This window comes from Endozoicomonas sp. Z74 (genome assembly GCF_057680865.1).
Genome location: NZ_JBLYZI010000017.1, coordinates 1 through 24,229, shown reverse-complemented (window position 1 = coordinate 24,229; position 24,229 = coordinate 1). Strand labels below are relative to the sequence as shown.

Genomic DNA, 24,229 nt, shown 5'->3' with positions numbered 1-24,229 from the left:
TCGCCATAGCTACGGCTATGCCTCATCACTTCGCCTTGTCTTTCCGCCCAGCTACCCATGCTCATAACGGGGTTAGAAAGTTTGATTGGTATTACACAAACCCTGACTGTATAAAGCCTCATAGTCAGCACCGGTCATTACTCAATCATTTCCTCTTCATCATTGAAGGTCAGTTCAATTTCCCCACTGGCGGCAAGCTGTCGTGCAATACGCAGCACATCATTCCTGGCCCCCTGAACCTGGCTGGCCCGGACAGAGCCAAGGTTCTCAATATCCTCCTGGAGGAACCGCGCTGTCCGTTTGGTCATGGTGGCAAGAACAGCATCCATGACCTCCTGGGACACCCCTTTCAATGCCAGGGCCAGGATGTCCTGGCTAACCTCGGCAATGATCTTGCGAAGCACTTCTTCATCCAGCCGAACCAAATGCTCAAAGACAAACATCTGCTGCTCAATCTTGTCCGCCAGCTTCTTATCCTGATCCTTGAAGTAACCCAGCAGGTTCTGGACGGTATGGTCACCCATGCGGTTCATAATATCCGCCACCTGCCTGAGACCGCTGACCGTGGTGTTCTGACTGGTGCTCAGACGACCGATATTGTCATCAAACATCTTGTTCAGCTCCTGGAGGATAGAAGGGTGCAGCTCCTCCAGTCGCGCCACCCGGGATAACAGATCCTGATGAGAGGCCACCGGCAGGCGCTGAAGAATCTCCGCCGCCTGTTCCGGTTCCAGGTAGGTGAGCACCACCGCCTGCAGCTGTGGATGCTCACCGGCAATCAGCTCTGTGATGGTGGCGGAGTCCATCCACTTCATGGTTTCCAGACTGTTGGCTTCATCCCCGAAAATGGAATCCATGACCGTCTTGGCTTCTTTATCCCCCAGGGCCAGTTTCAGGGTTTTATCAAGGTACCCTTTGGAAGAGCCGGTCAGACCACTGTCGTAACGATAGGTGTGAAAAAACAGATCCAGCACCTCCTGAACCTGATCCCGCTTCAGCGGTGCCATGGCCGCCATTGAGGCACTGATCTGGCGGATCTCACGCTGGCTTAAATGGGACATCACCCGGGCCGCCCCCTTTTCCCCCAGGCTCAGCAATAAAATAGCGATGTCTTTGGCGGTGGGCTGACGAACCGCCAGGGCACGGTTGTTGTTGTCACTCATAGCTGCTCATCCATAGTTTGATCACCTGGGCCACCCGCTCAGGCTGTTTGGTGGAAAGCTTGCGCATATGGGTTATCTGGGTTTCAAAATCCGCCAGTTCCGGGGGCAGAAGGTTAAAACTCTCATCAAACAGCACCCGCCGTTCGCTCTCTTCACTTTCTTTGACTTCGCCTTCAACCGGGGCTGGCAAGGTGTTCACCGGTGGCTCCAGCTTCAGGGTGACCTGCTTCATCATCGGACGGATCAGAAAGAGCAGCACCAGAACCCCCAACAGAGTGCCACTGCCGTATTTCACGTAATAGAGCGTCTGGGGCTGCTGCCACCAGGGCAGAGGTGCCGGGGTAACATTCACCGTGGGGACAAAGGGAGCGGTGTGAATACTGATCTGATCGCCCCGGGCCTGGTCAATCCCGGTGGCATCAATAATCATCTGCCGGATACTGTCCAGCCGGGCCTGATCCCAGGCAGTGATCCCCAGCGCCTCATCAGGCTTCTCATTGAACACCACGGCAATACTGAGCCGTGTTACCCGTCCCTGCTGGTTCGATACCTGGCGGACCACCTTGTCCACCTCATAATTACGAACAAATTCTGACTGCACGCTGGTGTTTTCCTGCCCGGCTTCCGGGTCCGCTTCATCGGGCGGCTGGTTACTCAGCGTACCGGGAATACCTCTGGCCAAACCACCAGAGCTGGTCTGCTCTTTTCCCTGTTCACTGCGAATAACCCCGGCTCCGGGATCAAACTGCTCTACGGTCTGAACCACTTTTTCAAAATCCACACTGGCAGTGACCTGGGCCCGGAAGTTGGCCGGACCCACCACAGGCTCCAGCAGGTTGCTGATCCGCTGCTGATAGCGCGATTCCACCTGCTGTTTGAAATCCAGCTGTTTACTCACTTCTCCCAGGGCGCTGTTGTTAAGCAGTACATCAGACGACAGAAGCTTCCCGTGCTGATCAATGACCGACACATCGCCCCGGTCCATATTGGCGACACTGGTGGCCACCAGGTTAATGATGCCTTCTACCTGTTCCGGGCTCAGCTTGTACCCGGGGAACAGATCCACAAACACCGAGGCGGATGGCTTTTCCTGGCGGCGGATAAAACTGCTGCGTTTCGGCAGGGCCAGATGAATCCGGGCATTCCGCACGGGTCTCAGACTGATAATGGTCTGGGCCAGCTCCCCTTCGAGCCCCCTGCGATAGCGGACATTTTCCACAAACTGGCTGGATCCCATTTCCTGATTGTCCAGAGACTCCAGTCCTTCCGGTGTTCTGGCCTGAATACCGGCAATGGACAGTTTCATCCGGGCCTGGCTGAGCCGCCCGGCATCCACCATCACCTGACCGGATTGTGGATGAAGTTTGTACGCCACCCCTTCCCGCTCCAGCACCTCCACAATACTGGCTACATCGTAGAGTTCCTGGTTACCGTACAATGGCTGGTAATCCGCAGCCTGGGACCAGAGCCAGGACACTGCCAGCAGGGCAATCCCCGCCGCCAGAAAGATCATCATCACCGTCTGGTAGCCACGGTTATTCTGAAAGAACTGTTTTGCCTTTTCCCGGTAACCCTGCCAGAGCGGCGCTGACTCACTCTCTGGCTCAGTACCTTCCGTAACCGGTGGCGCTTCTGTATCAGCCATGATGGGATCCTTCCTTGATCACCTGTCCTGCTTAAATCTGCATCCGCATAATCTCTTCATAGGCGGACACTGCCTTGTTTCTCACCTGAACCAGGGCCTGGAATGAGAGCCCTGCCTTCTGGACGGAAATCATGGTTCCCAGCAGGTCTTTGGACTCTCCGGTATCAATGCTGTGCATCTGGGAAGAAGCGCTTTGCTGGAGGTTATTGACCTTATCGATGGCCTGCTTCAGCAGCTTCTGGAAATCAGGTGCTGATTCAACGGGGGACAGATCTGAAGGCAAGACCGACTGCTGCCGGTCCGCCAGAATCGGGTTGATAAGGTCCGGTGAAAGTCCCTGGATATCCATATCCTGCACTCCCTCTTTTATAAAAATGGGCTTCCAGATGAAATAGAGTATCGACGGGCTTTTGACAGAGTTTAGGGAGGGACAGGTAAAGACTATTTCAGTAACTGAATTTCGACGCGGCGGTTTTTATCCCTTCCCGCCGGGCTCCGGTTACTGGCCACGGGGTAGCGCTCTCCATGGAAACGCATCAGCAGTTTTTCCTCGGGAACGCCCAGACCCAGCAAAAAACCATGAATATTCCGGGCCCGCTGTTCCGAGAGCTTGCGGTTGATCAGGTCGCTCCCCCAGGAATCGGTATGGGAGTCAATGGTCATCTTGATAACGGTGTTGTCTGCCATCAGGTAATCGGCAATATTCACCAGACGGGCTTTCTGCCGGTCATTCAGCACTTTCTGTTTCGACTGGTAATAAAAGTGGTTGTGCCGGGCCTGCTGAAAGTTCATTACCAGCAGCTGATCCTGACAGAGGTAGAAGTCACCGGCGGTTTTCTGAATCTGGATGGAAGGCACCCGCAACCGGAAATCAGGGGCAGGTTTCCGGCGGACGTCAACGATCAGCTCCTTACCCTGCTGCATGGACTCCACCAGGCTGGAAATATTAAAGGCGATGCTTAACCGTTTTCCGGATGCAAAATGCTGCTCTTTCAACACCTTTGAAGGGGCATCGGACTTCCAGGCTGGCGGCCCCATGCTGAACACCACATGGCGGTCCTGGTCATACAGTGGATCAGGCTGCAATGTCACCCTTTCGTCCCCACCGGCCTGCGCCGTGAGATCGAAACGTCCCAGGCCGGGAATGGTATTGCTCAGGCGGCAGATAAACTTTGAAGCTTCCAGGGTCCACAGGGTATCACCCAGACCATGGGGGTAAGTCCGGGTCTGGCGTTTTTGTGATGATTCCGGTGATGCTGAGGAGCGGTCTGACTCAACAACCGGTGTCGCCCAAAGCCCTGACAACGGCATAAGCACCAGGGATAGCGTGAAGGCCAGGAATGCCAGCCCCCCCATTACTCACCCACAGGGCTGACGCTGAGCCCACGCTTGTCGTAGGTGGAGGCTGGCTGACCGGTAAACGCCAGTTCAATGATTTTGCGGGTACTGGCCGACAGTCTGGCCAGAAGCCGGCCATTGGCATTGTTGAGCTGGTGGCAGCGACTGGCGGATCCTTCCAGCTGGAACCAGTATTTTTCCATGGCTGCGGGACTGATTGAAGCCGCAGTGCTGACACCCTGTCCTTCAGGGATCACCTGCCGGATAAGGTTAAAAAACTCATTGATGCCCTGGCTGTCCGATGACAGACCCACCTGCTTCAGGTAGTGCTCTCTCAGGGAGGCGTTGATCTGCAACATATTCAACAGTTTCACCTGGCTTTCCAGTGACACTTCCAGGGCCGGGATATCCCTTTCCAGCATCTTCCGGTGTGCCGCTCCCAGCACCGCTTCCAGTTTTCTGGACAGTGCCAGGGCGTCCTGAATGTTGCCCTGCATCCGCAGGCAGATTTCATTGAAATTGGGATCAGCCTGGGGAGTTCTGGCAGGCAGAGCCGGTTTAGTCGTCGTCGCGGTTGAGTTCATCAGAGAGTTCCAGAATTTTATCAGCCAGTTGCTGGTAATCGATGGGAAAATTGCCTTTTTTCAAGGACTTTCGAATGCTCTCCACCCGGGCGGAATTCACCTCGTCCACATCCGCCAGCTGTTGAAACAGCTCATCAATCTTCTGGGCCTCGGCACTGACTTCAAGACGGTCCTCTTCAATACCTGCAGACCCCGCTGCCGGCCGGTTTTTATCCACACTGGTCCTGGAGCTGGCGACAGCCCCTGTCTTTTTCGAACCCGTGCGATTGATGCTGGACATAGAAACCCCTGAAGCCGTGGATCCGGAGAGTCAGGTTATCCATCGGCCACCGCTGGGGAAAACTTAAGAAAGGTAATTAAAAAGCGACAACTGTTTTATGCTGGCGTAGACCTGCTGGCTGGCCGCCAGAACCGTCTGCTGCTGGCTGAGACGGGTGGTTGCCTCGATCATATCCACCGCTTCCAGATCGGATTTGAGCTGCTCGGCAAACAGGCTGATATCGCCATGGCTTTCCCGGATACCGTCCAGAAGGCTCAGGTCACTGCCGCCCCGGGTCTGGGCTTTGCCGATACGCCCGGTGGTATCATCAATCCAGGTCAGGGTATCCGACAGCACTGTGGAAAGATTGATGGGGGTTTTCAGTTCATCAGCTGCGGCCTGCAGGGCATCAAAAATACTGTCCATGGGCGGGGTGGCCATGGGGTCAAAAAAGAGCTCATCCCCCGGCTGGGTCGTCTGAATCCGGGCGGAACCACTGACTTCCACCTCACGAAAGAGGTTGTTCCCCCCGTATACATAATCCGCTCCGGATAAAGTCACTGGCTTCTGGGTGGTGGTGGTGCCTGAAAACAGGTACTGCCCGTCCGCCGACTGATAATTGGCCAGGCTCAACAGGGTTTCATTAATGGTTTCCAGCTCGGTGGCAAAGGAGGCAAGGTTATCGGCATTCTGGGTACCATTGGCGGCCTGCAGCACCACATCCCGGGCCCTGAGTAGCAGGTCATTCATGCTGCTGTACAACGCATCCAGCTGCATCAGCTGCCCGGATGCCGATGCAATATTATCCTCATATTGGCGAATGGCGGTCAGTTCATTGTTCAGCTGGAGCACCTTGACGGTATCAATGGCATCGTCTGACGGTTGCAGAATCCGCCGGCCGGTGGCCAGCTGATCCGAGGTTCTGGCCAGGTTCTGCAAACTTCCCTGCATCACTCTCAACATGGTGTTATTGAAGTTTCCGGTGCTGATGCGCATCCACCAATCTCCCTTTAGAACATGGCCAGCAAAGCATCGAAGGTGGAACGCGCCACTGAAATCACCCGGGCATTGGCGCTGTACAATTGCTGGAACCGGAGCAGGCTGGCCGCCTCCTCATCCAGGTTGACACCACTGTAGGAGCCTCGAGCCGCTTCCGCCTGGGTCAGCAGGGCCGCGCCCCCTTCTGATTCGGTTTTGATTCGGGAGGTCAGCACCGCCATGTCTCCCACAAACCCGGAATATCCGGTGGCCAGTGTGCTCTGGCCATTGTTCATCACGTTCTGGGACTGCAGGGCTACCAGGCTCAGCAGGTTGGTATTATCCCCCGGTCCACTGCCCACAGCGGCAAAGGCCAGCGCCGCGGGGTCTGACAAGACCACATTCAATTCACGGGCGGCATAACGCACCGGAGCCAGCCGGTAGGACTGATCGATGGCCGTGGCATCAATATCAATCTCCACCCCGTCAAAACTCAGGGTGTCAGTACCCGCACCGGATAACACTCCCGACGCCACCATCGACTGATCACTTCGCCGGGTAATGCTGTAATTACCGGCATTATCCACCCTCAGGTCATAATCACTGGCCATCAGCTGGTTCGAGTCATTAATGCGCAGTGCACTGACCGCTGTGGAAACAGTATCCAGGGGCATGACCGCCCCCACCGGGTTGGTTAGATCATTAAACAGTTCAGTACCGGGGTTACCATTCACGTCCTCTCCGGCGAGAAGCTGACTGTTCACACGATCGGCCACCACCACCGCCAGGCGCCCCAACTCATTTCTTGCCTGAACCAGGGCACCGGACTGATAGGCCAGCAGCCCACCCAGAGCTCCGCCCACATCGCCACTCAGAGGAATTTGAGCCTGACCGGCCACCAGCTCCAGCTGGAAGCCGTCTGCCTGATCCACCTGCCCCGTGACATTCAACGTATTGTTACGGTTGCCCAGCACCAGGGGCTGGCCGGTTTTCATATAAATACTGTAAGAGCCGTCGGGTTGCTCCAGCACATTCACGGCCAGAATTTCCGAGAGTTCACGAACTGCCTGGTCCCGCTGATCCATCAGCTCATTGGCGGGCTGACTGCCTGTGGATAACGCACGAAGCTGGTCGTTAAATGACGCAATATTGGTCAACAGACTGTTGGCCTGATCCGCCGACGCCTGCAATTGCTGACCGATCATACCGGCCTGGCCGTCGAGTTGTGCATAAAGGGTATTGAACCGGCCCGCCAGCCCCTCGCTTTCAGTGATCACCACCTGACGTGAGCTGGAGGAATAAGGGTCCACCGAACTGCCATTCAGTGCGGTGAAGAAGTTTTCAAAGCCCCCGGACAGGGAGGTACTCTGGTTGCCCAGCCACTGATCCAGGTCATTGAGATACTGGGAGCGGATCTGGGTTTCACTGAACCAGGACTGACTCTCCCAGAGCTGGGCTGTGAGGAAATCACTGGCAATGCGATTGACCGAACTGGCGCTGACACCGGTGCCCAGGGCACCAATGCCCGGGTAAAGGGTATAGGTGGGAGTGTACTGAACCGTCTGGCGACTGTAGCCTTCGGTTTCCGCATTGGCGATGTTGTTACTGGCGACCGTCAGGGATTTCTGGCTGGCCAGCAGCCCGGAGGTGCCGATCTGGGTCAGGCTCATGGGCGGCCCTGCTGTTGTTTATTATCATGCTCACACCGGATCAAACCCGACGGCATGAGGTGACTACTTTCTTCCTTGAAGGTGGCCTTTCCATCCATAGTCAAATACGCTCACCTGTATGTTAAATCCCGGTTAGCCACACTGACGTTGCTCTTTGGATAACTGATCGTATAGAGCATCCGGAGCAAGATCAGCACCATTAGGCCAGCAAATGGCACCAAACTCGTCAACATCGACCTGTGCAAACAGATCCCACTCCTTCAAGGGAGAAAACATCTCACCATACAGGCGGTCATGGATAGAGAGCTCGCCTTGAAGCCCGTCATCGAAGGTCACAACCAGGACATATCCCGGCTTGGCCTTCACAGAAACAACTTTATTCACAGCTTTACTCCAGGGCATACGCTTACCTCCTGGCGTATGACCTTAGAAGAGTTTTCTGTAACCGCAATCAGGTTCACTCAAAATCAAGTGACTGGGAGTGCCATCGGCCTGAAAATCCCCCCTCTTTAGCACCACTGGTCGGGTTCTCAGAGCCCTGGTCACCCAGCTGGCGAATCAGGGCCTGGGCAATTCCCAGGCCACCGTTGTCGCTCAGATGCTGGGCCAGCTGTGAGTCAAACATGGAATAGAAAAAGCGGACATCGTCTCCCATCATGGGCAGGTCATCATTGCCCGCCATCAGCGCTTCGTTAGCTTTACGCATGCCCTTCAGCAGCTCGTTGACAAACAACGACTCAAAGGCTTTGGCAGCACTTTCCAGATCTTCCGGAGCTTGACGGCTGGCATTGGCCGTAACATCCGAATGGGCCAGAGGGTTGATGGTTGAGATCATTCAACGTTCCCGCTTTTTATTTGGGTCACTATTTAGATAACAATCAATTCCGCTTCCAGGGCTCCCGCAGCCTTGAGGGCTTCCAGAATCGACATCAAATCGGTTGGAGTCGCCCCCACACCGTTGATGGCTGACACCACCTCCTCCAGAGTTACCCCTTCCGGCACCAGATAAATGGCGGCATCCTGCTCTTCTATGGCCACATCACTGTTCATAATCACTTCAGTATTGCCACCGCTGGAGAAGGCTCCGGGCTGACTGGCGGATGCCGTCTGCCTCACTTTGACCACAAGATTACCGTGACTGACAGCGGCCGGACGCACCCGGACATTTTCTCCCATCACCACAGTGCCAGTGCGAGAGTTGAAAATCACCCGGGCAGACGGAGCCGCGGCCTGAACCTCAATCCCCTCTAGCATCGACATAAACGCCACCCGCTGACTGCTGTCCCTGGGGGCCGACACCTGAATAGAGACACCGTTGTCAGCCGCTGCCACACCGGGGCCAAAGAACTCATTGATGGCCTGAACAATCCGCCGGGCTGAAGTAAAGCTGGGCTCTTTCAGGTTCAGCACCAGCCCATTGCCATGGTTGAACGCCGTTTTCACAGACTGTTCCACCAGCGCCCCACCGGGAATACGCCCGGCATTGGTGCTGTTGATCTGGATCCGGCTGCCAGCTCCCGGGCTATCGGCTTTTCCGGTCACCCCTTCCGCCGAAACACCACCGACAATCAGGCTGCCCTGGGCAATGGCATAAATCTGGTTATCTGCCCCTTTCAATGGGGTAAACAGCAGGGTTCCCCCACGGAGGCTTTTGGCATCGCCAATGGACGACACAGTGATATCCAGTTTCTGGCCGGGGCGGGCAAAGGGTGGGAGCGTGGAGTGAACAGTAACTGCTGCGACATTCTTGGAGTTCACATCATTACTGGTAATGGTCAGGCCAAATTCCCGGAGCATATTGACCAGGGACTGCTTGGTAAACGACGACTTATCCCCTGTACCATCCAACCCCACCACCAATCCATATCCGATCAGCTGGTTGGCACGTACACCTTCAACATCCACCATATCCAGCAAACGCCGTGCACTGGCAGAATCAGGCAATAGCAAGATCAAGCACAGCAGGCTGATCAAGACTGGGTGAAACATTGGGTAGCGTATTTCCATAGCGTTAAGCCGCCCTAAAATGGAAACCATGGGCTATTCAACATCCGGGTTAACCAGCCGGGCTTATGGGCATCTGCATTGATTCCCAAAGCCACATAGTCCACCTTGGCTTCTGCTAGCCGATTAGACGACACCGTATTATCCGTACTGACATCTTCAGGCCGAACCAACCCACTAATACGAATCCGTTCCCGGTTTGAGTTTATGGTCAGCCACTTGTCTCCCTCTATTTTGAGGGTGCCATTGTCCAGGACTTCAACCACTTTCACAGCCACATTGCCTTCAAGCCTGTTGGTCCGGTTGGCACTGGTGGTTCCCCCGTAATCTCTGGATGGCTGAATATCAAAAGCGAGAGAGTTACCACTACCTGGCAATAGGCTGGCACTGCTTCTACCCAAAATGGTGGGATCTGGAATAGAAATGGTGTTGTTCTTGACCACATTGCTTCCCCCACCCATTTTGATATCCGTATTCCCTTCCAGTACAACCGTCAAAATATCCCCCAACCGATAAGCCCGCCGGTCAGAGACCATCAAACTGCTGTAACGGGGATTAAATAAACTGCCGGTGGGAATTGCCGGTGAAGCTGAGACGGAAACCGGTTGTTGCACGACGACAGGTTGAACAAGATCCGCAGGTTTTTCAGGTGTCTTTTGGGCGGACTCAGGCAGTGGAGCCGGTGTTTTTTCCGGCTGGCTCTGACAGCCTGCCAGCATTATCAACACCACTATCAACCATCCAGCCTTCATACCTGACTCCTGTTGTTTGTTATTTCCTAAGCTTCTTTACTACAACGTCTGATTCACGTACTGCATCATTTCATCAGCAGCAGCAATCACTTTGGAATTCATCTCATAGGCCCGCTGCACTGAAATCATATTGACCAGCTCTTCCACGGTACTGACATTGGAGGTTTCCAGAGTAAACTGCTTCAGGTACCCCAGCCCTTCCTGGCCGGGAATGGCCTCAATGGGGTCACCGCTGGCGGCAGTCTGCTGATAAAGGTTGCCCCCCTGGGACACCAGACCAGCGGGATTAACGAAATTGACCAGGGTGATCTGACCCACTTCCGTGGGATCCACCAGCCCCTGCTGCTTGACCATAACAATTCCGTCGTCGCTTATACTGATCCCGGTGGCATCAGCCGGAATAGTAATGCCCGGCTCCAGGGGAATCCCGTTGGCATTAACCAGCTGACCATCGGCGTCCAACTGAAACTGTCCGTTTCTGGAATAAACCTGGGTGCCGTCCGGCTGGGTAAACTGAAAAAAGCCGTTGCCAACAATGGCCATGTCCAGGGCCTGACTGGTGGTCTCATAACTGCCGGGGGTGAACACCTTCTGGGTTCCGGTGATCTTGACTCCAGTGCCTACCTGCAATCCTGATGGCAGTTCATTATCCTGGTCGTTCAAAGCACCCGGCTGCCGTTGTATATGGTAAAAAAGGTCTTCAAAACTGGCCCGATCACGTTTGAAGCCCACAGTGTTTACGTTGGCCAGGTTATTGGAAATAATGGCCATCTGCCGTTCCTGGGCCGCCAACCCGGTTTTACTGACCCAAAGCGCTGGATTCATTCCCTGTTCTCCCTTTTATTGCTTATTCCGGCATTTCTCATCCCGGTATTACTGATCCCTGACCAGCCGGTCACCGGAAGCGGCCATATCCCCCGCCGCTTTCATCAATTTCATCTGGGCCTCAAACTGTCGGCTCAGGGATAAAAACGACACCATCTCTTCCAGGGCATTGACATTACTGGACTCCAGATAACCGGTTCTCAACCGGACTTCCGGGTCTGCATCAGCCTCTTCCCCAAATGCAGATACAAACAGGCCATCCGCAGATTTGGTCAGTGTTCCTGGCTCCGGGTTCACCAGTTTCAACCGCCCTGCCTCAACAGCCTCCCCTCCTTCTCCAACAGGGATCACCGTAATCGTGCCGTCTATTCCAATGTCAATGGATTGATACTCCGGTAACTGAATCGGCCCGCCTTCCCCCACTACAGGCAGCCCCTGGGCCGTCATCAGTTGTCCCTGGGCATTCACCTCCAGCTGGCCGGCACGGGTATAGGCTTCATTGCCGTTGGGGGTTTCCACGCTCAGCCAGCCGTCACCATTGATGGCCACATCCAGCTTGCGCCCGGTGGTCTCCATAATGCCTGCTTCATAACTGCTGCCCAGTCCCCGGGCCACTGGCATCACCCGGCTGCCCAGGCCATCGCCTTCCAGGGCCACCGCCAGACTGCTGACAAAATCCCTGCGGAACCCGGCGGTGGCACTGTTCGCCAGGTTATTGGCGTGCACCTGCTGGGCCTTCATGGCCAGGTTGGCACCGGCCGAGCTGATATAAAGGACTTTATCCATGGCTGTCGGTCGCTCGTCAGATAATATTCATCAGGGTCTGGGTCAGGTTATTGCTGGTCTCAATGGTTTTGGCATTGGCCTGATAATTACTCTGGGCCTCAATCAACCGGACCAGCTGGGAAGAGATATCCACGTTGGATTGCTCCAGCGCGCCGGACTCCAGGGTACCCATGACCCCGGAACCGGGAATCCCCACCAGGGCATTTCCGGAAGCAAAACTGGACTGCCACAGACTGTCCCCCAGGGGTATCAACCCATTGTCGTTAGGAAAATCCGCCAGCACGATCTGCCCCTGAGTCTGGGTCTGGCCATTGGAGTAAAGGGCCTGCAGAATGCCTTCACCGGTGATCTGGATTCCGGTCAGAGAGCCTGGGGGGTAACCGTTCTGAGCCACCTGATTCACGGAAAAATCCGCTCCCAGCTGGGAGAAGCTGGAAATATCAATATCCATACTCATGGCGCTGGCCCCCGCCAGTCGGGCGTCACCACCGGGAATCGACAGGTTCACGATACCTCCGGCCGGAGTCGCCAGGCTACCGTCTGAATTAAAAGTGATGGCCTGGGTCAGGTCTGCGGAAGCACCATTGTCAAAGTAGAACTCCGCCTGCCAGGTGTTGTCTGCGGTTTTGGCAAAATACAGGCTGACGGTATGGGAAGACCCCAGGCTGTCGTTCACATCAAACGCCATGGTGGAATTAAACGTCGTTGGATCACTGGGATTAATGGCTCCAACCAGTGCGGTAGAGCGGGCATCCAGATTGGCGGAGCCGCTGACCTGGCTGGTCGCCTGGGCGGCCATGGTGTTCTGGCCAATTCTCAGATCCGTTTGAGTACCTGCCAGAATGTTGCCGGAGGCATCCGCTGAGTACCCCTGCAGGTTCATGCCCTGGTTATTCACCAGGTAGTTATTGGCATCCAGAGAGAAATAGCCGGCGCGGGAATAAGCCAGCTCGCCATTGTCGCTGACCATGAAAAAGCCCTGGCCATTGATGGCCATATCCAGGGCGTTTTCGGTATAGGTGATACTGCCCTGGGAAAACTGCTGGCTGATATTGGCCACCTGAACCCCGGCCACCTGGCTGTTACCTCCGGCCACCGACGATGCATACACATCCGCAAACTCAGCCCTTGAGCCTTTGAAGCCGACGGTATTGGTGTTGGCGATGTTGTTACTCACCACCTCCAGATCCTGCTGCGCCGCATTCAGCCCGCTTAATCCGATTTTAAACGACATCGCTCACCTCCCTGTTTTTATATAACTCAGCTGTCTGTTAATACGTTTCCCTATTCACCAATCATCGATACAGAAGACAGCGGGAAGGACCCGATGCCATCCAGTTGCAGACTGGCTCCCCCGATTCCGGCTTCAACTCCGGTCACTCTGGCCTTTAAACCCACACCAGCAGCAAAAGCCTGGTCACCACTCACCGCCGTTGCGGTAATGGTGTAATTGCCTGGGGCCAGAGTATCCAGTGAGAATGGCACCGCTCCAGCCTGCTGCGGCCCCAGCGAGCTGGACTCCACCATTGAACCGTTGGAGTCGTATACCCGGATCAACACATCACTGGCATTCACCGGCAGTTGCGCTTGCCCCTGGATATCGGTGCTTTCCTGAAGGCTGACCCGGTTGGTACTGACCTGAATTTCCTTGCCCACCAACTGGGCTGCCCCCAGCATCTGGGTCTGCTCCAGGGAGCTGGTGAGCCCACTGATTCGCTCATCAATGGAGTTCAGGCTCTCCACCGAGGAGATCTGGGAGAGCTGGGTCAGCATCTGGTTGGTATCCAGGGGTGCCAGGGGGTCCTGACGATTGAGCTGGGCCACAAACAGTTCAATAAACTGGTTCTGGTTGACCTGAAGCGACCCCGAAGGGTTCTGGACTGTTGATGGGTTCTGGACAGTCGTGGTCTGCGAATTGTTTACCGGGCTGATCCCTGCCACCGTTCACCTCTTGCTGGTCCACATAAGACCCCAGGAGTGTGGTCAAAAAACATCACTCTCCCAGAGCCAGTAATCGTTGCTGGAGTTTTCTGGCGCTCACCATCACTTCCATACTGCTCTGATAACTACGGGTAGCAGATAACATATCTGCCATTTCCTGAATCACATTAATATCGGGGTAATAGACGTACCCGTCGTCATCCGCCAGAGGGCTGCCCGGCTCATAGCGACGATTTTTGTCACTGGGAGGCATTCTAAACACGTCGTCCACCGTTACCTGGGCTGACTGGCCACCGCCACTGGCCTGCTCATAAAGGGTTGAAAAAACAGGGCGAAGAGGACGATAGGCCGCTTCCGGAGAGCTTCCGGCGCTGGACATATTGGCCAGGTTGCTGGCAATGCTGTTCAACCGAACGGTCTGGGCATTGAGGGCCGATCCGGAGATGGCGTAAAGGTTGCTCAGTGACACGTTACATACCTCCTCTTATGGCCAGTTCCAGGGAACTGAATTTTTTCCGCAAAAACGTCAGACTGGTCTGAAAATCCAGGGCATTCTGGGCAAACGACGACTGTTCAACCCCCAGTTCCACGGAGTTGCCATCGCTGCTCTGTTGATGGGGAATCCTGAATTTAAGAGACTGGGTATCCGCAGAAAGATTGAGTTCAAGGTGCGCTTCACTGGCAGTGCCGGGGGCGTTCAACTGATGCTTGAGAACCGCCTCAAACTCCAGATCCCGGGCCTTGAACCCGGGGGTGTCAACATTGGCAAGGTTGCCCGCCAGCACTTCCGCACGAAGCCCGCGAAAGGCCAGTGCCTGAGGGTGAATACCCAGGGCGGTATCAAAGCTGATGGCCATACTGATCACTCCAGCAATGGTTAACGCTATCAAGATTTATGAACAGACGGCGACTGTTCTCCTGTATCACAAGCTTGTATCTGTTGAGGCCGTCTATTCTTTAATCACCCTTTCATTCCAACCCTTCTTTACCAGGGAGTGTAAACATGATCAAAGCCTTTGCTGCGCAGGAACCCGGTGTTTCACTGGAGCCCTTCGAGTACGACCCGGGCCCACTGGCAGAAACCGATGTGGAAATTAACGTGGAGTTCTGTGGTATCTGCCACAGCGACTTGAGTATGCTCAAAAACGACTGGGGGATGACAACCTATCCCTTTGTCCCCGGCCATGAAGTGGCTGGTCGTATTGGCGCAGTGGGCAGCAGAGTCACCGGGCTGGCTGTAGGCGACCGGGTGGGGCTGGGCTGGCATTCGGCCTACTGCAACCACTGCTCCTCCTGTCTTCAGGGTGACCATAATCTGTGCGGATCGGCTCAGGGCACCCTTATTGGCCGCCATGGTGGCTTTGCGGACAAAGTCCGGGCTCAGGCAACCAGCGTCGTCAAACTGCCAGACAGTATCAGCTCAGAAAAGGCCGGCCCCCTGTTCTGCGGTGGGATCACGGTCTATAACCCCATGGTTCAATTCAATCTGAAACCCACCGCTCAGGTGGCAGTCATTGGCATAGGCGGGCTGGGTCATATGGCCGTTAAATTCCTGCGAGCCTGGGGCTGCGAAGTCACCGCCTTCACCCGTTCAGAATCAAAACGTACGGAAGCACTGTCTCTGGGCGCTCATCGAACCCTGGACTCAACAGACAGCAAATCACTGGCAAAAGCCGCCGGGCAATTTGACCTGATTCTCTCCACGGTCAACGTCAGCCTGGACTGGGAAGGCTACCTCAATACCCTGAAACCCAGAGGGCGATTACACTTTCTCGGTGCAGCAACCGAGCCAGTGCAATTCAATGTATTTACCCTGCTTATGGCCCAGCGGAGCATTTCCGGCTCGCCCGTGGGCAGCCCTGCCACCATAGCCCAAATGCTGGACTTTGCTGCCCGGCACAAGATCCACCCGGAAGTGGAGGTCTTTGATATGACCGATGTAAATCAGGCCATGGATCATCTGGCCAATGGCAGCCCACGGTATCGGGTGGTACTCAGAAATAATCAGTCATCAAAATGACTTTGATCCACAAGAGCCTGCTGCAAAGTCCTGGTTTCCCATAAGAGACAGGTGCTTTTCAGCAGCCAATCAAAGTCACGCACTGACAGATAAAACCCCTCACGGCCAATGCTCTCTCCAGGAACCAGGTAGATACCGGTTTGCCTCGCTGCTGACAGATCCAGCCGCTGAAAATAACAACAAGGGCCGTCTATACCCAAAGGATTTCAAGTTGCTACGCGACGGCAAAAGAGCGAGACCCCAGGAGCTTAGATGAACTAAGTGACTGGGGTGAGCGATTGCAGCCAACAAAGTAGCAGCTTGAAAGGCGACGGGTATATTTCCCTGTTGACTCCAGTAGGTGGATGGCAGAAAAGACCTTCATCCTCCCAGAGAGCTGATTTTTTATTCGATTTAATTTATTTTGATTAAATAGCTCCTGTTACAGGAGATGGTTCACCTCAGATAACGTCCACGAAAAGGATTTCAATAATGGACACACGCAGCTTAATCATTGGCGGGCTGTTCAGCCTTTCTACCTCTACAGGCCTTGCGGAAGGCCCACTTGAACCCCTGTCCATGGAAGGCCTCTGCCTGCAGGCTGGCGTCATCAGCCAGAAAGAGCAAAACACTGAGTTTCATCAGTGGCTGAAAAAATGGCCCCCAGGCCAAAGAGGCCGCCTGGTTACCCTTACGGCCTGCAACCAGGGCCAGGAACAGGACTGGGAGGCAGATACCGGGGGCATTTCCGGTCGGGGTGGCCGCCTCAATGTCCTCCGTTTCAGAAATCGCTTTATTCCGGTGCTGGCGCCAGGACCCCGCTTCAAGCACTACCCGGTGAAACTGAACAAGGGCAGGCTGATGTTCAACGACCATAAAAACCAGCCCCGGTGCCTGATCCCCGACAGCCGTTTCCGGTTTAACAGTGCGCCTCTGGAAGAGTGCTTGAATCAACAGGAGACCCAAGACAACAGCCGCTGGCTCTATGCCATGCCGCCGGAGCCGGGAGAAGAAGGACTGGTTGGCCTGGCAGGCATCGACAGTGATCAGGATGGGATACGCGACGATGTTCAGCGGTTTATTGCGGCTTCAGTGCAGGAGCCACCGGAGATTGTAGCCTCTGTCAAAGCAGTAGCCAGCAATAGCCAGGCTGAGCTCATCCATGCCTACGATAAAACCAAAGTACTAGAGCTTTCTGACCAGACTTTCGCTGACTTTGGCTACTTTTTATACAGGGCCAATAACGACCCCAACAAGTATTACCAAAAGCTGAAAGCCAAGCTCTATAACATCATAGAGCGACTGAAGGCCTATAACACCATCAACAGTTACTTTAGCGGCATGACTTTTGCCATGCCAGACAACCTAGAAGAGCTGTGCCACTTCGAGAAAGGCCAATAATCAGAACTCATTTTTCAAGGATGATGAAACATGAAAACTGTCATTTCCTGCCTGTTATTGTTCTTCTCTGTCAACTCCTGGGCACAAAGCTACACGGTTAGCCGGCCTGAACTATCCATCTATTTTGGCAATGGCATGGTGAGCGACCGCGGGGATGCCAGAACGTCGCAATCTGCAGGCTGTTTAGCTTGCAGAGCACGCACAGGTCTTATTTGCACCTTCCCTAATAGATGCCTGGCATGTTTCAAATGCAAAACATCATGAAAAACCAACCTATGATTTTTGCCAGGCAGGTGGTTTTACACTACTGCAAGAACTGAACTAAACGGCAAGAAAGCCTCATCCCTTTGCCTCAAAATCATCTTCCCTTAGCTTAGCGGTTCCATCAGGCTGCAACACCCAAAGCTCTTTATGAATAACCCCCTGAGCTTTATTCATTTTCCAACCTGAAGAAAGGATTGCGCTGTCTTTATCAACCACCGATATTTTCGGGTCAATGTACTCTACCCCCTTAAACCCATCATCAATCAATTTTTGCCAGAAGGCCTTAATTTCAGAAGTCCCCGTATAAGTTCCAAAAGGCCGGGCATGCATAACCGCATCCTTTTCATACTGATCAGCACAACCAGCAGCGTTCCCGGCATTAAACGATGACTTCCATTTTTGACTGGCTTGTTCCACAGCGCTGAGAACCAATGTCTTTTCATCATCTGTCATCATAACCACCGATATTCAAAAGAATTAAACTCAGGTTCAGGTTAACTGAACATTAAATACTGTAGCATGTTTAAATCAGCCAGGGCTGCCCTTGCACCGAGCTCTCGACGACATAGACTGACTGCACTGATGGACTGGAGGTTATCTTCGAGCTTCAATCCATTCAGTAACCCCCATCAAACAGCACCATGAATATCAGAAAAGCAAAGTGCTTTTCACGACAAAAACCGCAACCGGGAAGCATAATATAGAGGCCAGACTTTGTTATTGTGAGGGTTGTCGCCTTCCTGGTTTCCTCCTACTGAACCAATCAGTTTTACGGTAACACCTGGGGTGTAACGCCCTACATAAGACTTCAGGCTCTTGGCCCTGGTGCGCTTTCCTGACTTGACCTCTACAGGAACAATTCGTCCGTCTTCTGTTTTGAATAGAAACTCAATTTCAGCCTGACTGAGCTCCCAGGAATAGGTGGGGTAATAACCCATCACCCGGAATTCATTCTGAATAAAATTCTCAGCGAGATACCCTTTATACTCAAAGCTTTGCTGGAGATGCTCTTTATAGCTGATGTCCAGCATATGGCCGAGCAACCCCACATCAAACAGAAACAACTTGAAAAAGCTTTCTTTTCGATACGCAGAAAGCGGTGATTTCGGCTTATCGCTGATGGGGTAGCAGCGAGAGACCAGTTTTGTTTTTTCCAGCCAGTCAATAGGGCCACTCAAATCCATATAGCTTCGTTTGCGCTCAATGACTCCGTTAAACCGGTAGCGCTTGACCGAACCATCCAGGTTTTTGGACAGCTGCAAAGGTACATTACGGAACACCTGCTCAATGTGCTGTGCGCTGGTTTTCCCGGCATATTTACCAAAATCTCTCAAATACCCGGTCAGCAGGTCCCGGTGAATCTGGCCTATCCGTCGGCAACGCTCATTGATGCTGCTACTGTCCTGATCAGAAAACCAGGCTGCTACCGCCTCCGGCATCCCACCCACGTAATAGTAATCAAGCAGCAAGCTCCACAGCTTTCCGTGCACAGCCTGGAGCCGGGATCCCTGGCGAAAAGCTGACAGTATCTTCCGGTTACCCGACGCCATGACAAACTCTTCAAAACAGAGAGGAAAAAGTTCCAGCGACTCCACCTTACCCACAGGGAAGGCATCCAGCAGGCCAATGTTAGAACCGGATGCGCAAAGATAGAGGTCGGGACGTTGCTCCGAAAAATATTTAAGGCTGCTGAGCGCCCTGGGGCACTCGCCAATTTCATCAAAAAACAACAGGTCATTTTCAGGATCAATATCCACATCCAGTTCCAGCTCAATATTCAGCAGAATATCCGATGGAACCAGGCTCTCCTCAAACAGCGCCCCCAAACCGGGATTAGCGAGAAAATCCAGTTTAATCACCCGATGAAAACAGGGCTTCCCAAAGCATTCCTCAATAAGGTGTGTCTTTCCGACCTGCCTTGCCCCATCCAATAATACAGGCTTACGCTGCGGCTGCTTTTGCCATTCAACCAGTTGCCGGGTTAATAACCGTTCCATGCCCGCTCCAGAGTCAAAACTGCATTTATTATGGCATACCAGCCACAAAAACGTCATTTTTTACAATGAAAAAATACAGAAAAAGCAACTTTTTACTAGCAAAAAGTACAAAACCACATATTTTTTACTGGCAAAAAATACAAAGCCCATCACTGATGACCAGGGGGCGGGGAGCGTATCTCACCCACCGCTTTGAACACTTACCTTCAGCTTCCTCTTGTCCAGTTCGCCAACAATGGCTTCTTCGCCTACGCTTTCCAGACCTTCAGGGCAGGTACCCATAAGTTTTCTAAAACAGCCTCAAGTGACTGTTCATTGGAATGGACATTCCCGGCTACCGCCTGCACTCACTGAAAGGAGGACGTCAGGGCATCTGGTCAGTAACCGTCAGTGGCAACTGGCGCATCACTTTCCGATTTACCGAAGCCGGTGTAGAAATTGTCAATTACGAGGATTACCACTGATGGAAATGTATAACCCTGCACACCCCGGCTCAATCCTGGGAGAAGACATTCTCATGCCTCTGGGCATCAGCATTACCGAAGCGGCTGAGCATCTGAATGTCAGCCGCAAGACACTGTCCAAAATCATCAATGGCCGGGGAGCCATTACCGCAGAAATGGCTCTGCGGCTGGAAAAAGTATTCGGCAAGCCCTCAGCTGGAGTCTGGCTGGCCATGCAGAATGACTACGACCTATGGCATCTGAAACAGGGTAATCTGGAAGTCACCCCCTATCAGCCGGATGCCGCCTGACGCCGTTCCCCCCTGACAGAAAGTCTGGCCAGTGAAGGCTCGGTCAAAAACGGACTGAAACGTCGACCAATATGGATTTTACGGCCGACTAATATGGATTATTCTCCCGTCTATTATGGATTTTCAGCCAGCATTTCCCACTAAAACTGCCGCCAACCCCAAAATAGCCAGCAGACTGATTCAGCTACAAATCCACAGAACAACAGGCTTTTCACGGCTCAGGGCAAAAAACGGTCTGACTTTCTTTTTTTAACCCTTTTTGCCGGAAGCCTCACCCCTGAGCCAGAAACCGACATGGCTCTGGAGATCGATTGTTCCAGCGCAACCTTCAAGGCAGGAAACACCTCCCACTGATCAAACCGGGCAATAAAATCCGTGGCTTTGTCCGCAATTTCCTCCAACCTGAGCGCAGGATGCCTGAGCCCTATGCGCTTGCCATATCGAACCAGTTGCTCCTGATTGGGAAACATCCGGCTTTTCTCCATTTTCAGGGCCAGGTCATTGGAATCCAGTGGATACACCGTGGTGTTAACCACATCGTAAAGAGGAGAGAGCCTCAATCCGGAAACAGGGTTGATCGAGTCATAAAGCAGGGCAAAATTTTTCAGATGGGCATCGCCATTCCCCAGTAAACAGCTGATGGCCACATAGTCAAAAATCTGATCCACCTGCCTGGGGTCACGGGTATACAGTTGCACGACTTTGGCCACCTGCTCATAGGAGCTGAGGTATTTGTCATCCCCGGATTTTTTCATCAGCACGGCAAAGTCTTCCATGCCAAGCGCCCGGCTACTCTTTTGATCAAAGCCCTGATCAAAGTCAAGATCAAACCGCTTCATAATAAACAGCTCCCGGTTTCGGGACAGCCAGAACTCCGGAACAGGAATCCCACAGTCCCGGGCGATGCTCATACAGATAAACTCATTCAGCGCCAGATGCTCGTATTCATCACCACCGGTTTTAACAATTAACTCAGGCTCAACAAGAAACCCACGCTCACTTGCTCTCTGAGTATTCACCAGAAGCTTGGGCTGAACTCCGGACACCGCTGCAGTATTTAGCAGGTATTTATCCAGCAGATAGTCAAAGGCGCTTTCCCGGCTGTCCCAGTTCACCAGAGAATCCAGGCTGTCATACCCCCCAACATCCACCTTCAGCTCACTCTCATAAGTCAGACGACCAATGCCCCTGTTTTGCTGGAGGGCCAGAAACAACATGTCGTTCACTTTGATATAGCGCCGTAACCGCTCAACCAGCCTTTTACGGACATAGCCTTCCGGAATGTTCATCTGAAACACCGGGTGTAATGCCCCACTGTTATAGGAAGCCACCTGCCAGGGCATGGTCAACGAAACCTCTTCCCCCTGTTCGGCATAGGCAAAACAATACGAACCTTTTTCAAAACTCAACAACCCTGAAAAGCCAGCGGGAGAAGCTACCCGAACCCGGCTCATTTTTTCTGGCCAGTCCTGAAAACCGGTATCTGTCATCTTTGCCAAAACGGGTCTCCTTTGCTTAGCATGGAGCCTAGCCCTCATCACCAAACAGATGGTCCAGGTCATCCCAGGCAGGCTTGGACGCATTACGCACAGTCAGTTCCAGATCCAGTAGCCCGAGATAATTGTTCAGCGCCCAAATTGCGCCCCGGTAGCGATTGTTTTCGATCGCTGAAATGACGCTCCGGGTCGTTTTGGCTCGATGGGCTGCTTCAGTCTGGTTCCAACCCCTGGCTTTTCGCCGTGTTCGGCACTCATCCCCAATGGTCTGGGTAGTCATTTTTTAGAACCGCAATATTGACCATATATACATTCAATATAGCCTTTAAAATAAATTATGACCATATATAGATTCATAAGATAAAAACCTGTGCTTTCTCAGTACCGTTTGTACGTCAGGCGGGAAAGTCGTTCTGAGCAACTCATCGTGGATGAGTAGTCCTTGCTTTTCAATACAAGAGACTTTCGCTTACTGCAATATCAAAATACTGGTCGAAAGGACTTTATTGTGGGTGAACGGGCAAGGCCTAACCATCAGGCTAGAAAACAACCAAATGAAAGAAATTAAAATGAACGAACGCCTTTTATATTGTGAGTAGGATTAAGCCGAATGCCCTATAAACAAACACTTACTAAATTAATGCAATTTAAAAGCATACCTCCTCCCGAATTTTCATAATGTATAATTCCATCGAAAAAATATTTGACAATCTGTCCAGAAACATTGTAGGGTTAAATTACCTTGTGGTAACAAGGTAGTGGCTCTTGGTAAAGAGCCGAAAATATGAACAGTGAAAACTAGTTCAGGAACATACCAAAAGCCATCGTTTTTATTCCAGCTTGGTTAATACCTGTCTAGTTTCCATAAAAAATGAAAATGGAGACTAAAGATGAAAAACATGAACGCCATCATTAAATTTGATTCTGTTTCTACAGTTAATGATTATTGTTTGACCAGGATCAGTGGGGTTGTTGACGCGAAAAATTTCGCAAAAATTGTTGACATTTCCGACTTAGCTGCAAACCCAAGAAAGCCTAAAGCAGGACGAGTAACAGATGACATCTTCGATAGTCTATGTAGCTCTCAGGAACTATTTCAATTCAAAACAAAGGGCTTATTAATTTCTGCATCAGTATGCGACACACTCGAACGCAAGAGATTCAGAATTTACATGAATGACCCTGATGTAGATGGCGTTCTTGATGGTGGCCATAACTCTCTTGCTATTTCTCTTTACCTTCTCAGTAAAACCTCTCTTGGAGCTGGTTATAAAAAGATCAAAAACTGGGAACTATTAAAGGAAAAATGGGATGAGTATAAAGGCGAGTTATCTGAAATAATCGAAGATGAACGCTTCTTGGTCCCAGTTGAAATACTTACAACAAATGGCCAAGAGGAGAATAATTTTATAAATGAAATTCTCGAAATTGCTGAAGCTAGAAATAACAATTCACAACTTAAAGAAGAGACAAAAGCGAATAAAGCAGGACATTACGACAAACTAAAATCCAAGCTTGACAAAGCTCTAGGCGACAAGATCGAATGGAGAACAAATGATGGAGGATCCATTAAATCTAGAGAGATAGTAGCACTATCACTTATTCCTATATCATTAATTTCCGAGGAAATTGCTGGTATTAAAATAACCCCAACCAAGATTTTTTCTTCGAAAGGTGCATGTGTAGAAGACTTTAATAGAGTTTTTGAAAAAGCATCAGATTCTGTTTCTGGAGCAAAAAGAGCGCTTTCAAATGACTCTTTTGAAAGCGCCATTGAACTCATGAGTATAATACCAGCACTCTACGATTATATTGAAGAGTCAATAGGTGAAGCATACAATAGTGCGTCTCCAGGTTATGGCCGAATTTCTAAAATACAGATTTTTGAAGATGGCAAGTATGACCCCAAGGACAAGCAGAAGAAGTACTTAAAAAAGGCGCCTAAATCTAAGTTTTACGAACAGCCTATGAAATACAAAAGCCCCGAGGGCTATATAACCCCGATTGTTTATGGATTGATTGCCTTAATGAAAGTTGATGACAACGGTATTGTTTCATGGAAAGTTAATAACCCCCAAAAATTTCTCAGCGAGAACCTTGGCAAAGCAATGGTAACCTATCAAGGATTAATGAGTATGGCTGACTTTGATCCGGCAAAGATAGGTAAAAATAATGCATGCTACCAAACAATGGTCAGAGAGTTTGATACTGCTGTACGCGACTACATTGAAAGCTAATGCTTTATCTGTAGTAGTTCAGACCTGATCTGACAGTCACCGATTTTTCAGAGGGTGTCTGTCAGGTCAAATTCAGGCTACAAATTTTTCCTTCCAGATCTCTTTGCCATCTATCAGAGTTTCCATTGGCGTTCTT

The 24,229-nt window shown here is 52.2% G+C and carries 27 protein-coding genes; 5 read left to right on the top strand and 22 right to left on the bottom strand.

The window, feature by feature from the left end:
- Nucleotides 1-137 precede the first annotated feature (137 nt).
- The 18 genes from fliG to flgB form a co-directional block, all read right to left on the bottom strand.
- Complete coding sequence (gene fliG, locus ACNRUY_RS07155; protein ID WP_488110964.1) at nucleotides 138-1,163, bottom strand: flagellar motor switch protein FliG; 1,026 nt, start codon at nucleotides 1,161-1,163, stop codon at nucleotides 138-140.
- Nucleotides 1,156-2,808 carry a flagellar basal-body MS-ring/collar protein FliF gene (gene fliF / locus ACNRUY_RS07150; protein ID WP_488110963.1) on the bottom strand — a complete coding sequence of 551 codons (1,653 nt, stop codon included), beginning with the start codon at nucleotides 2,806-2,808 and terminating at the stop codon, nucleotides 1,156-1,158. Before fliF ends, fliG begins: the two co-directional genes overlap by 8 nt.
- A gap of 31 nt (nucleotides 2,809-2,839) precedes the next feature.
- On the bottom strand, nucleotides 2,840-3,157 hold the full coding sequence (fliE, locus tag ACNRUY_RS07145; RefSeq protein WP_488110962.1) for a flagellar hook-basal body complex protein FliE: 318 nt from the start codon (nucleotides 3,155-3,157) through the stop codon (nucleotides 2,840-2,842).
- A gap of 92 nt (nucleotides 3,158-3,249) precedes the next feature.
- Entirely contained in the window at nucleotides 3,250-4,164 is a 915-nt protein-coding gene (locus ACNRUY_RS07140) for an OmpA family protein (protein WP_488110961.1), read from the bottom strand.
- Nucleotides 4,164-4,730, bottom strand: a complete 567-nt coding sequence (gene flgN / locus ACNRUY_RS07135) for a flagellar export chaperone FlgN (protein WP_488110960.1) — start codon at nucleotides 4,728-4,730, stop codon at nucleotides 4,164-4,166. The genes ACNRUY_RS07140 and flgN overlap by 1 nt, the downstream gene beginning before the upstream one ends.
- Nucleotides 4,705-5,010, bottom strand: coding sequence for a flagellar biosynthesis anti-sigma factor FlgM (flgM, locus tag ACNRUY_RS07130; RefSeq protein WP_488110959.1), 306 nt, complete (start codon nucleotides 5,008-5,010; stop codon nucleotides 4,705-4,707). The genes flgN and flgM overlap by 26 nt, the downstream gene beginning before the upstream one ends.
- 63 nt (nucleotides 5,011-5,073) lie before the next feature.
- Nucleotides 5,074-5,985, bottom strand: coding sequence for a flagellar hook-associated protein FlgL (flgL, locus tag ACNRUY_RS07125; protein ID WP_488110958.1), 912 nt, complete (start codon nucleotides 5,983-5,985; stop codon nucleotides 5,074-5,076).
- A 14-nt stretch (nucleotides 5,986-5,999) separates the two neighbouring features.
- Nucleotides 6,000-7,637, bottom strand: a complete 1,638-nt coding sequence (gene flgK, locus ACNRUY_RS07120) for a flagellar hook-associated protein FlgK (RefSeq protein WP_488110957.1) — start codon at nucleotides 7,635-7,637, stop codon at nucleotides 6,000-6,002.
- A 132-nt stretch (nucleotides 7,638-7,769) separates the two neighbouring features.
- Complete coding sequence (locus ACNRUY_RS07115) at nucleotides 7,770-8,039, bottom strand: DUF2442 domain-containing protein (protein ID WP_488110956.1); 270 nt, start codon at nucleotides 8,037-8,039, stop codon at nucleotides 7,770-7,772.
- A gap of 55 nt (nucleotides 8,040-8,094) precedes the next feature.
- Nucleotides 8,095-8,472 carry a rod-binding protein gene (locus ACNRUY_RS07110; RefSeq protein ID WP_488110955.1) on the bottom strand — a complete coding sequence of 126 codons (378 nt, stop codon included), beginning with the start codon at nucleotides 8,470-8,472 and terminating at the stop codon, nucleotides 8,095-8,097.
- A gap of 32 nt (nucleotides 8,473-8,504) precedes the next feature.
- Nucleotides 8,505-9,626 (bottom strand): flagellar basal body P-ring protein FlgI, encoded by a 1,122-nt coding sequence (locus ACNRUY_RS07105; protein ID WP_488110954.1) that lies wholly within the window; start codon nucleotides 9,624-9,626, stop codon nucleotides 8,505-8,507.
- A gap of 32 nt (nucleotides 9,627-9,658) precedes the next feature.
- Entirely contained in the window at nucleotides 9,659-10,393 is a 735-nt protein-coding gene (locus ACNRUY_RS07100) for a flagellar basal body L-ring protein FlgH (protein WP_488110953.1), read from the bottom strand.
- A 39-nt stretch (nucleotides 10,394-10,432) separates the two neighbouring features.
- On the bottom strand, nucleotides 10,433-11,218 hold the full coding sequence (gene flgG / locus ACNRUY_RS07095) for a flagellar basal-body rod protein FlgG (RefSeq protein ID WP_488110952.1): 786 nt from the start codon (nucleotides 11,216-11,218) through the stop codon (nucleotides 10,433-10,435).
- A 48-nt stretch (nucleotides 11,219-11,266) separates the two neighbouring features.
- Entirely contained in the window at nucleotides 11,267-12,004 is a 738-nt protein-coding gene (flgF, locus tag ACNRUY_RS07090; protein ID WP_488110951.1) for a flagellar basal-body rod protein FlgF, read from the bottom strand.
- A 16-nt stretch (nucleotides 12,005-12,020) separates the two neighbouring features.
- The gene (flgE, locus tag ACNRUY_RS07085; RefSeq protein WP_488110950.1) at nucleotides 12,021-13,238 is read right to left on the bottom strand and encodes a flagellar hook protein FlgE; all 1,218 of its coding nucleotides are present in this window, start codon (nucleotides 13,236-13,238) and stop codon (nucleotides 12,021-12,023) included.
- A gap of 50 nt (nucleotides 13,239-13,288) precedes the next feature.
- Nucleotides 13,289-13,945 (bottom strand): flagellar hook assembly protein FlgD, encoded by a 657-nt coding sequence (locus ACNRUY_RS07080; RefSeq protein ID WP_488110949.1) that lies wholly within the window; start codon nucleotides 13,943-13,945, stop codon nucleotides 13,289-13,291.
- A gap of 52 nt (nucleotides 13,946-13,997) precedes the next feature.
- Nucleotides 13,998-14,414 (bottom strand): flagellar basal body rod protein FlgC, encoded by a 417-nt coding sequence (gene flgC, locus ACNRUY_RS07075; protein ID WP_488110948.1) that lies wholly within the window; start codon nucleotides 14,412-14,414, stop codon nucleotides 13,998-14,000.
- Between the two features lies 1 nt (nucleotide 14,415).
- Nucleotides 14,416-14,802: a flagellar basal body rod protein FlgB gene (gene flgB, locus ACNRUY_RS07070; protein ID WP_488110947.1), complete on the bottom strand. Its 387-nt coding sequence runs from the start codon at nucleotides 14,800-14,802 to the stop codon at nucleotides 14,416-14,418.
- Nucleotides 14,803-14,948: 146 nt separating this feature from the next.
- Here flgB and ahr point away from each other — a divergent pair, with 146 nt between their 5' ends.
- Nucleotides 14,949-15,965: an NADPH-dependent aldehyde reductase Ahr gene (ahr, locus tag ACNRUY_RS07065; protein WP_488110946.1), complete on the top strand. Its 1,017-nt coding sequence runs from the start codon at nucleotides 14,949-14,951 to the stop codon at nucleotides 15,963-15,965.
- Between the two features lie 471 nt (nucleotides 15,966-16,436).
- Nucleotides 16,437-17,345 carry a hypothetical protein gene (locus ACNRUY_RS07060; protein WP_488110945.1) on the top strand — a complete coding sequence of 303 codons (909 nt, stop codon included), beginning with the start codon at nucleotides 16,437-16,439 and terminating at the stop codon, nucleotides 17,343-17,345.
- A 339-nt stretch (nucleotides 17,346-17,684) separates the two neighbouring features.
- Here the strand turns inward: ACNRUY_RS07060 and ACNRUY_RS07055 are convergent, their stop codons facing one another.
- Both ACNRUY_RS07055 and ACNRUY_RS07050 read right to left on the bottom strand, forming a co-directional pair.
- The gene (locus tag ACNRUY_RS07055) at nucleotides 17,685-18,065 is read right to left on the bottom strand and encodes a Cif family virulence factor (protein WP_488110944.1); all 381 of its coding nucleotides are present in this window, start codon (nucleotides 18,063-18,065) and stop codon (nucleotides 17,685-17,687) included.
- Nucleotides 18,066-18,277: 212 nt separating this feature from the next.
- A complete protein-coding gene (locus tag ACNRUY_RS07050) occupies nucleotides 18,278-19,606 on the bottom strand; it encodes an ATP-binding protein (RefSeq protein ID WP_488110943.1) in 1,329 nt (442 codons plus the stop codon).
- A 320-nt stretch (nucleotides 19,607-19,926) separates the two neighbouring features.
- On the opposite strand from ACNRUY_RS07050, the gene ACNRUY_RS07045 reads away from it, so the two are divergent.
- Both ACNRUY_RS07045 and ACNRUY_RS07040 read left to right on the top strand, forming a co-directional pair.
- Nucleotides 19,927-20,070: a type II toxin-antitoxin system RelE/ParE family toxin gene (locus ACNRUY_RS07045; protein WP_488110942.1), complete on the top strand. Its 144-nt coding sequence runs from the start codon at nucleotides 19,927-19,929 to the stop codon at nucleotides 20,068-20,070.
- Nucleotides 20,070-20,360: a HigA family addiction module antitoxin gene (locus tag ACNRUY_RS07040; RefSeq protein ID WP_488110941.1), complete on the top strand. Its 291-nt coding sequence runs from the start codon at nucleotides 20,070-20,072 to the stop codon at nucleotides 20,358-20,360. The genes ACNRUY_RS07045 and ACNRUY_RS07040 overlap by 1 nt, the downstream gene beginning before the upstream one ends.
- Nucleotides 20,361-20,578: 218 nt before the next feature.
- Here the strand turns inward: ACNRUY_RS07040 and ACNRUY_RS07035 are convergent, their stop codons facing one another.
- Both ACNRUY_RS07035 and ACNRUY_RS07030 read right to left on the bottom strand, forming a co-directional pair.
- Entirely contained in the window at nucleotides 20,579-21,850 is a 1,272-nt protein-coding gene (locus ACNRUY_RS07035) for a type II toxin-antitoxin system HipA family toxin (RefSeq protein WP_488111003.1), read from the bottom strand.
- 37 nt (nucleotides 21,851-21,887) lie between these two features.
- Nucleotides 21,888-22,136: a helix-turn-helix domain-containing protein gene (locus ACNRUY_RS07030; protein WP_488110940.1), complete on the bottom strand. Its 249-nt coding sequence runs from the start codon at nucleotides 22,134-22,136 to the stop codon at nucleotides 21,888-21,890.
- A gap of 610 nt (nucleotides 22,137-22,746) precedes the next feature.
- On the opposite strand from ACNRUY_RS07030, the gene ACNRUY_RS07025 reads away from it, so the two are divergent.
- The gene (locus tag ACNRUY_RS07025; protein ID WP_488110939.1) at nucleotides 22,747-24,093 is read left to right on the top strand and encodes a hypothetical protein; all 1,347 of its coding nucleotides are present in this window, start codon (nucleotides 22,747-22,749) and stop codon (nucleotides 24,091-24,093) included.
- The last annotated feature ends 136 nt before the right edge of the window (nucleotides 24,094-24,229 follow it).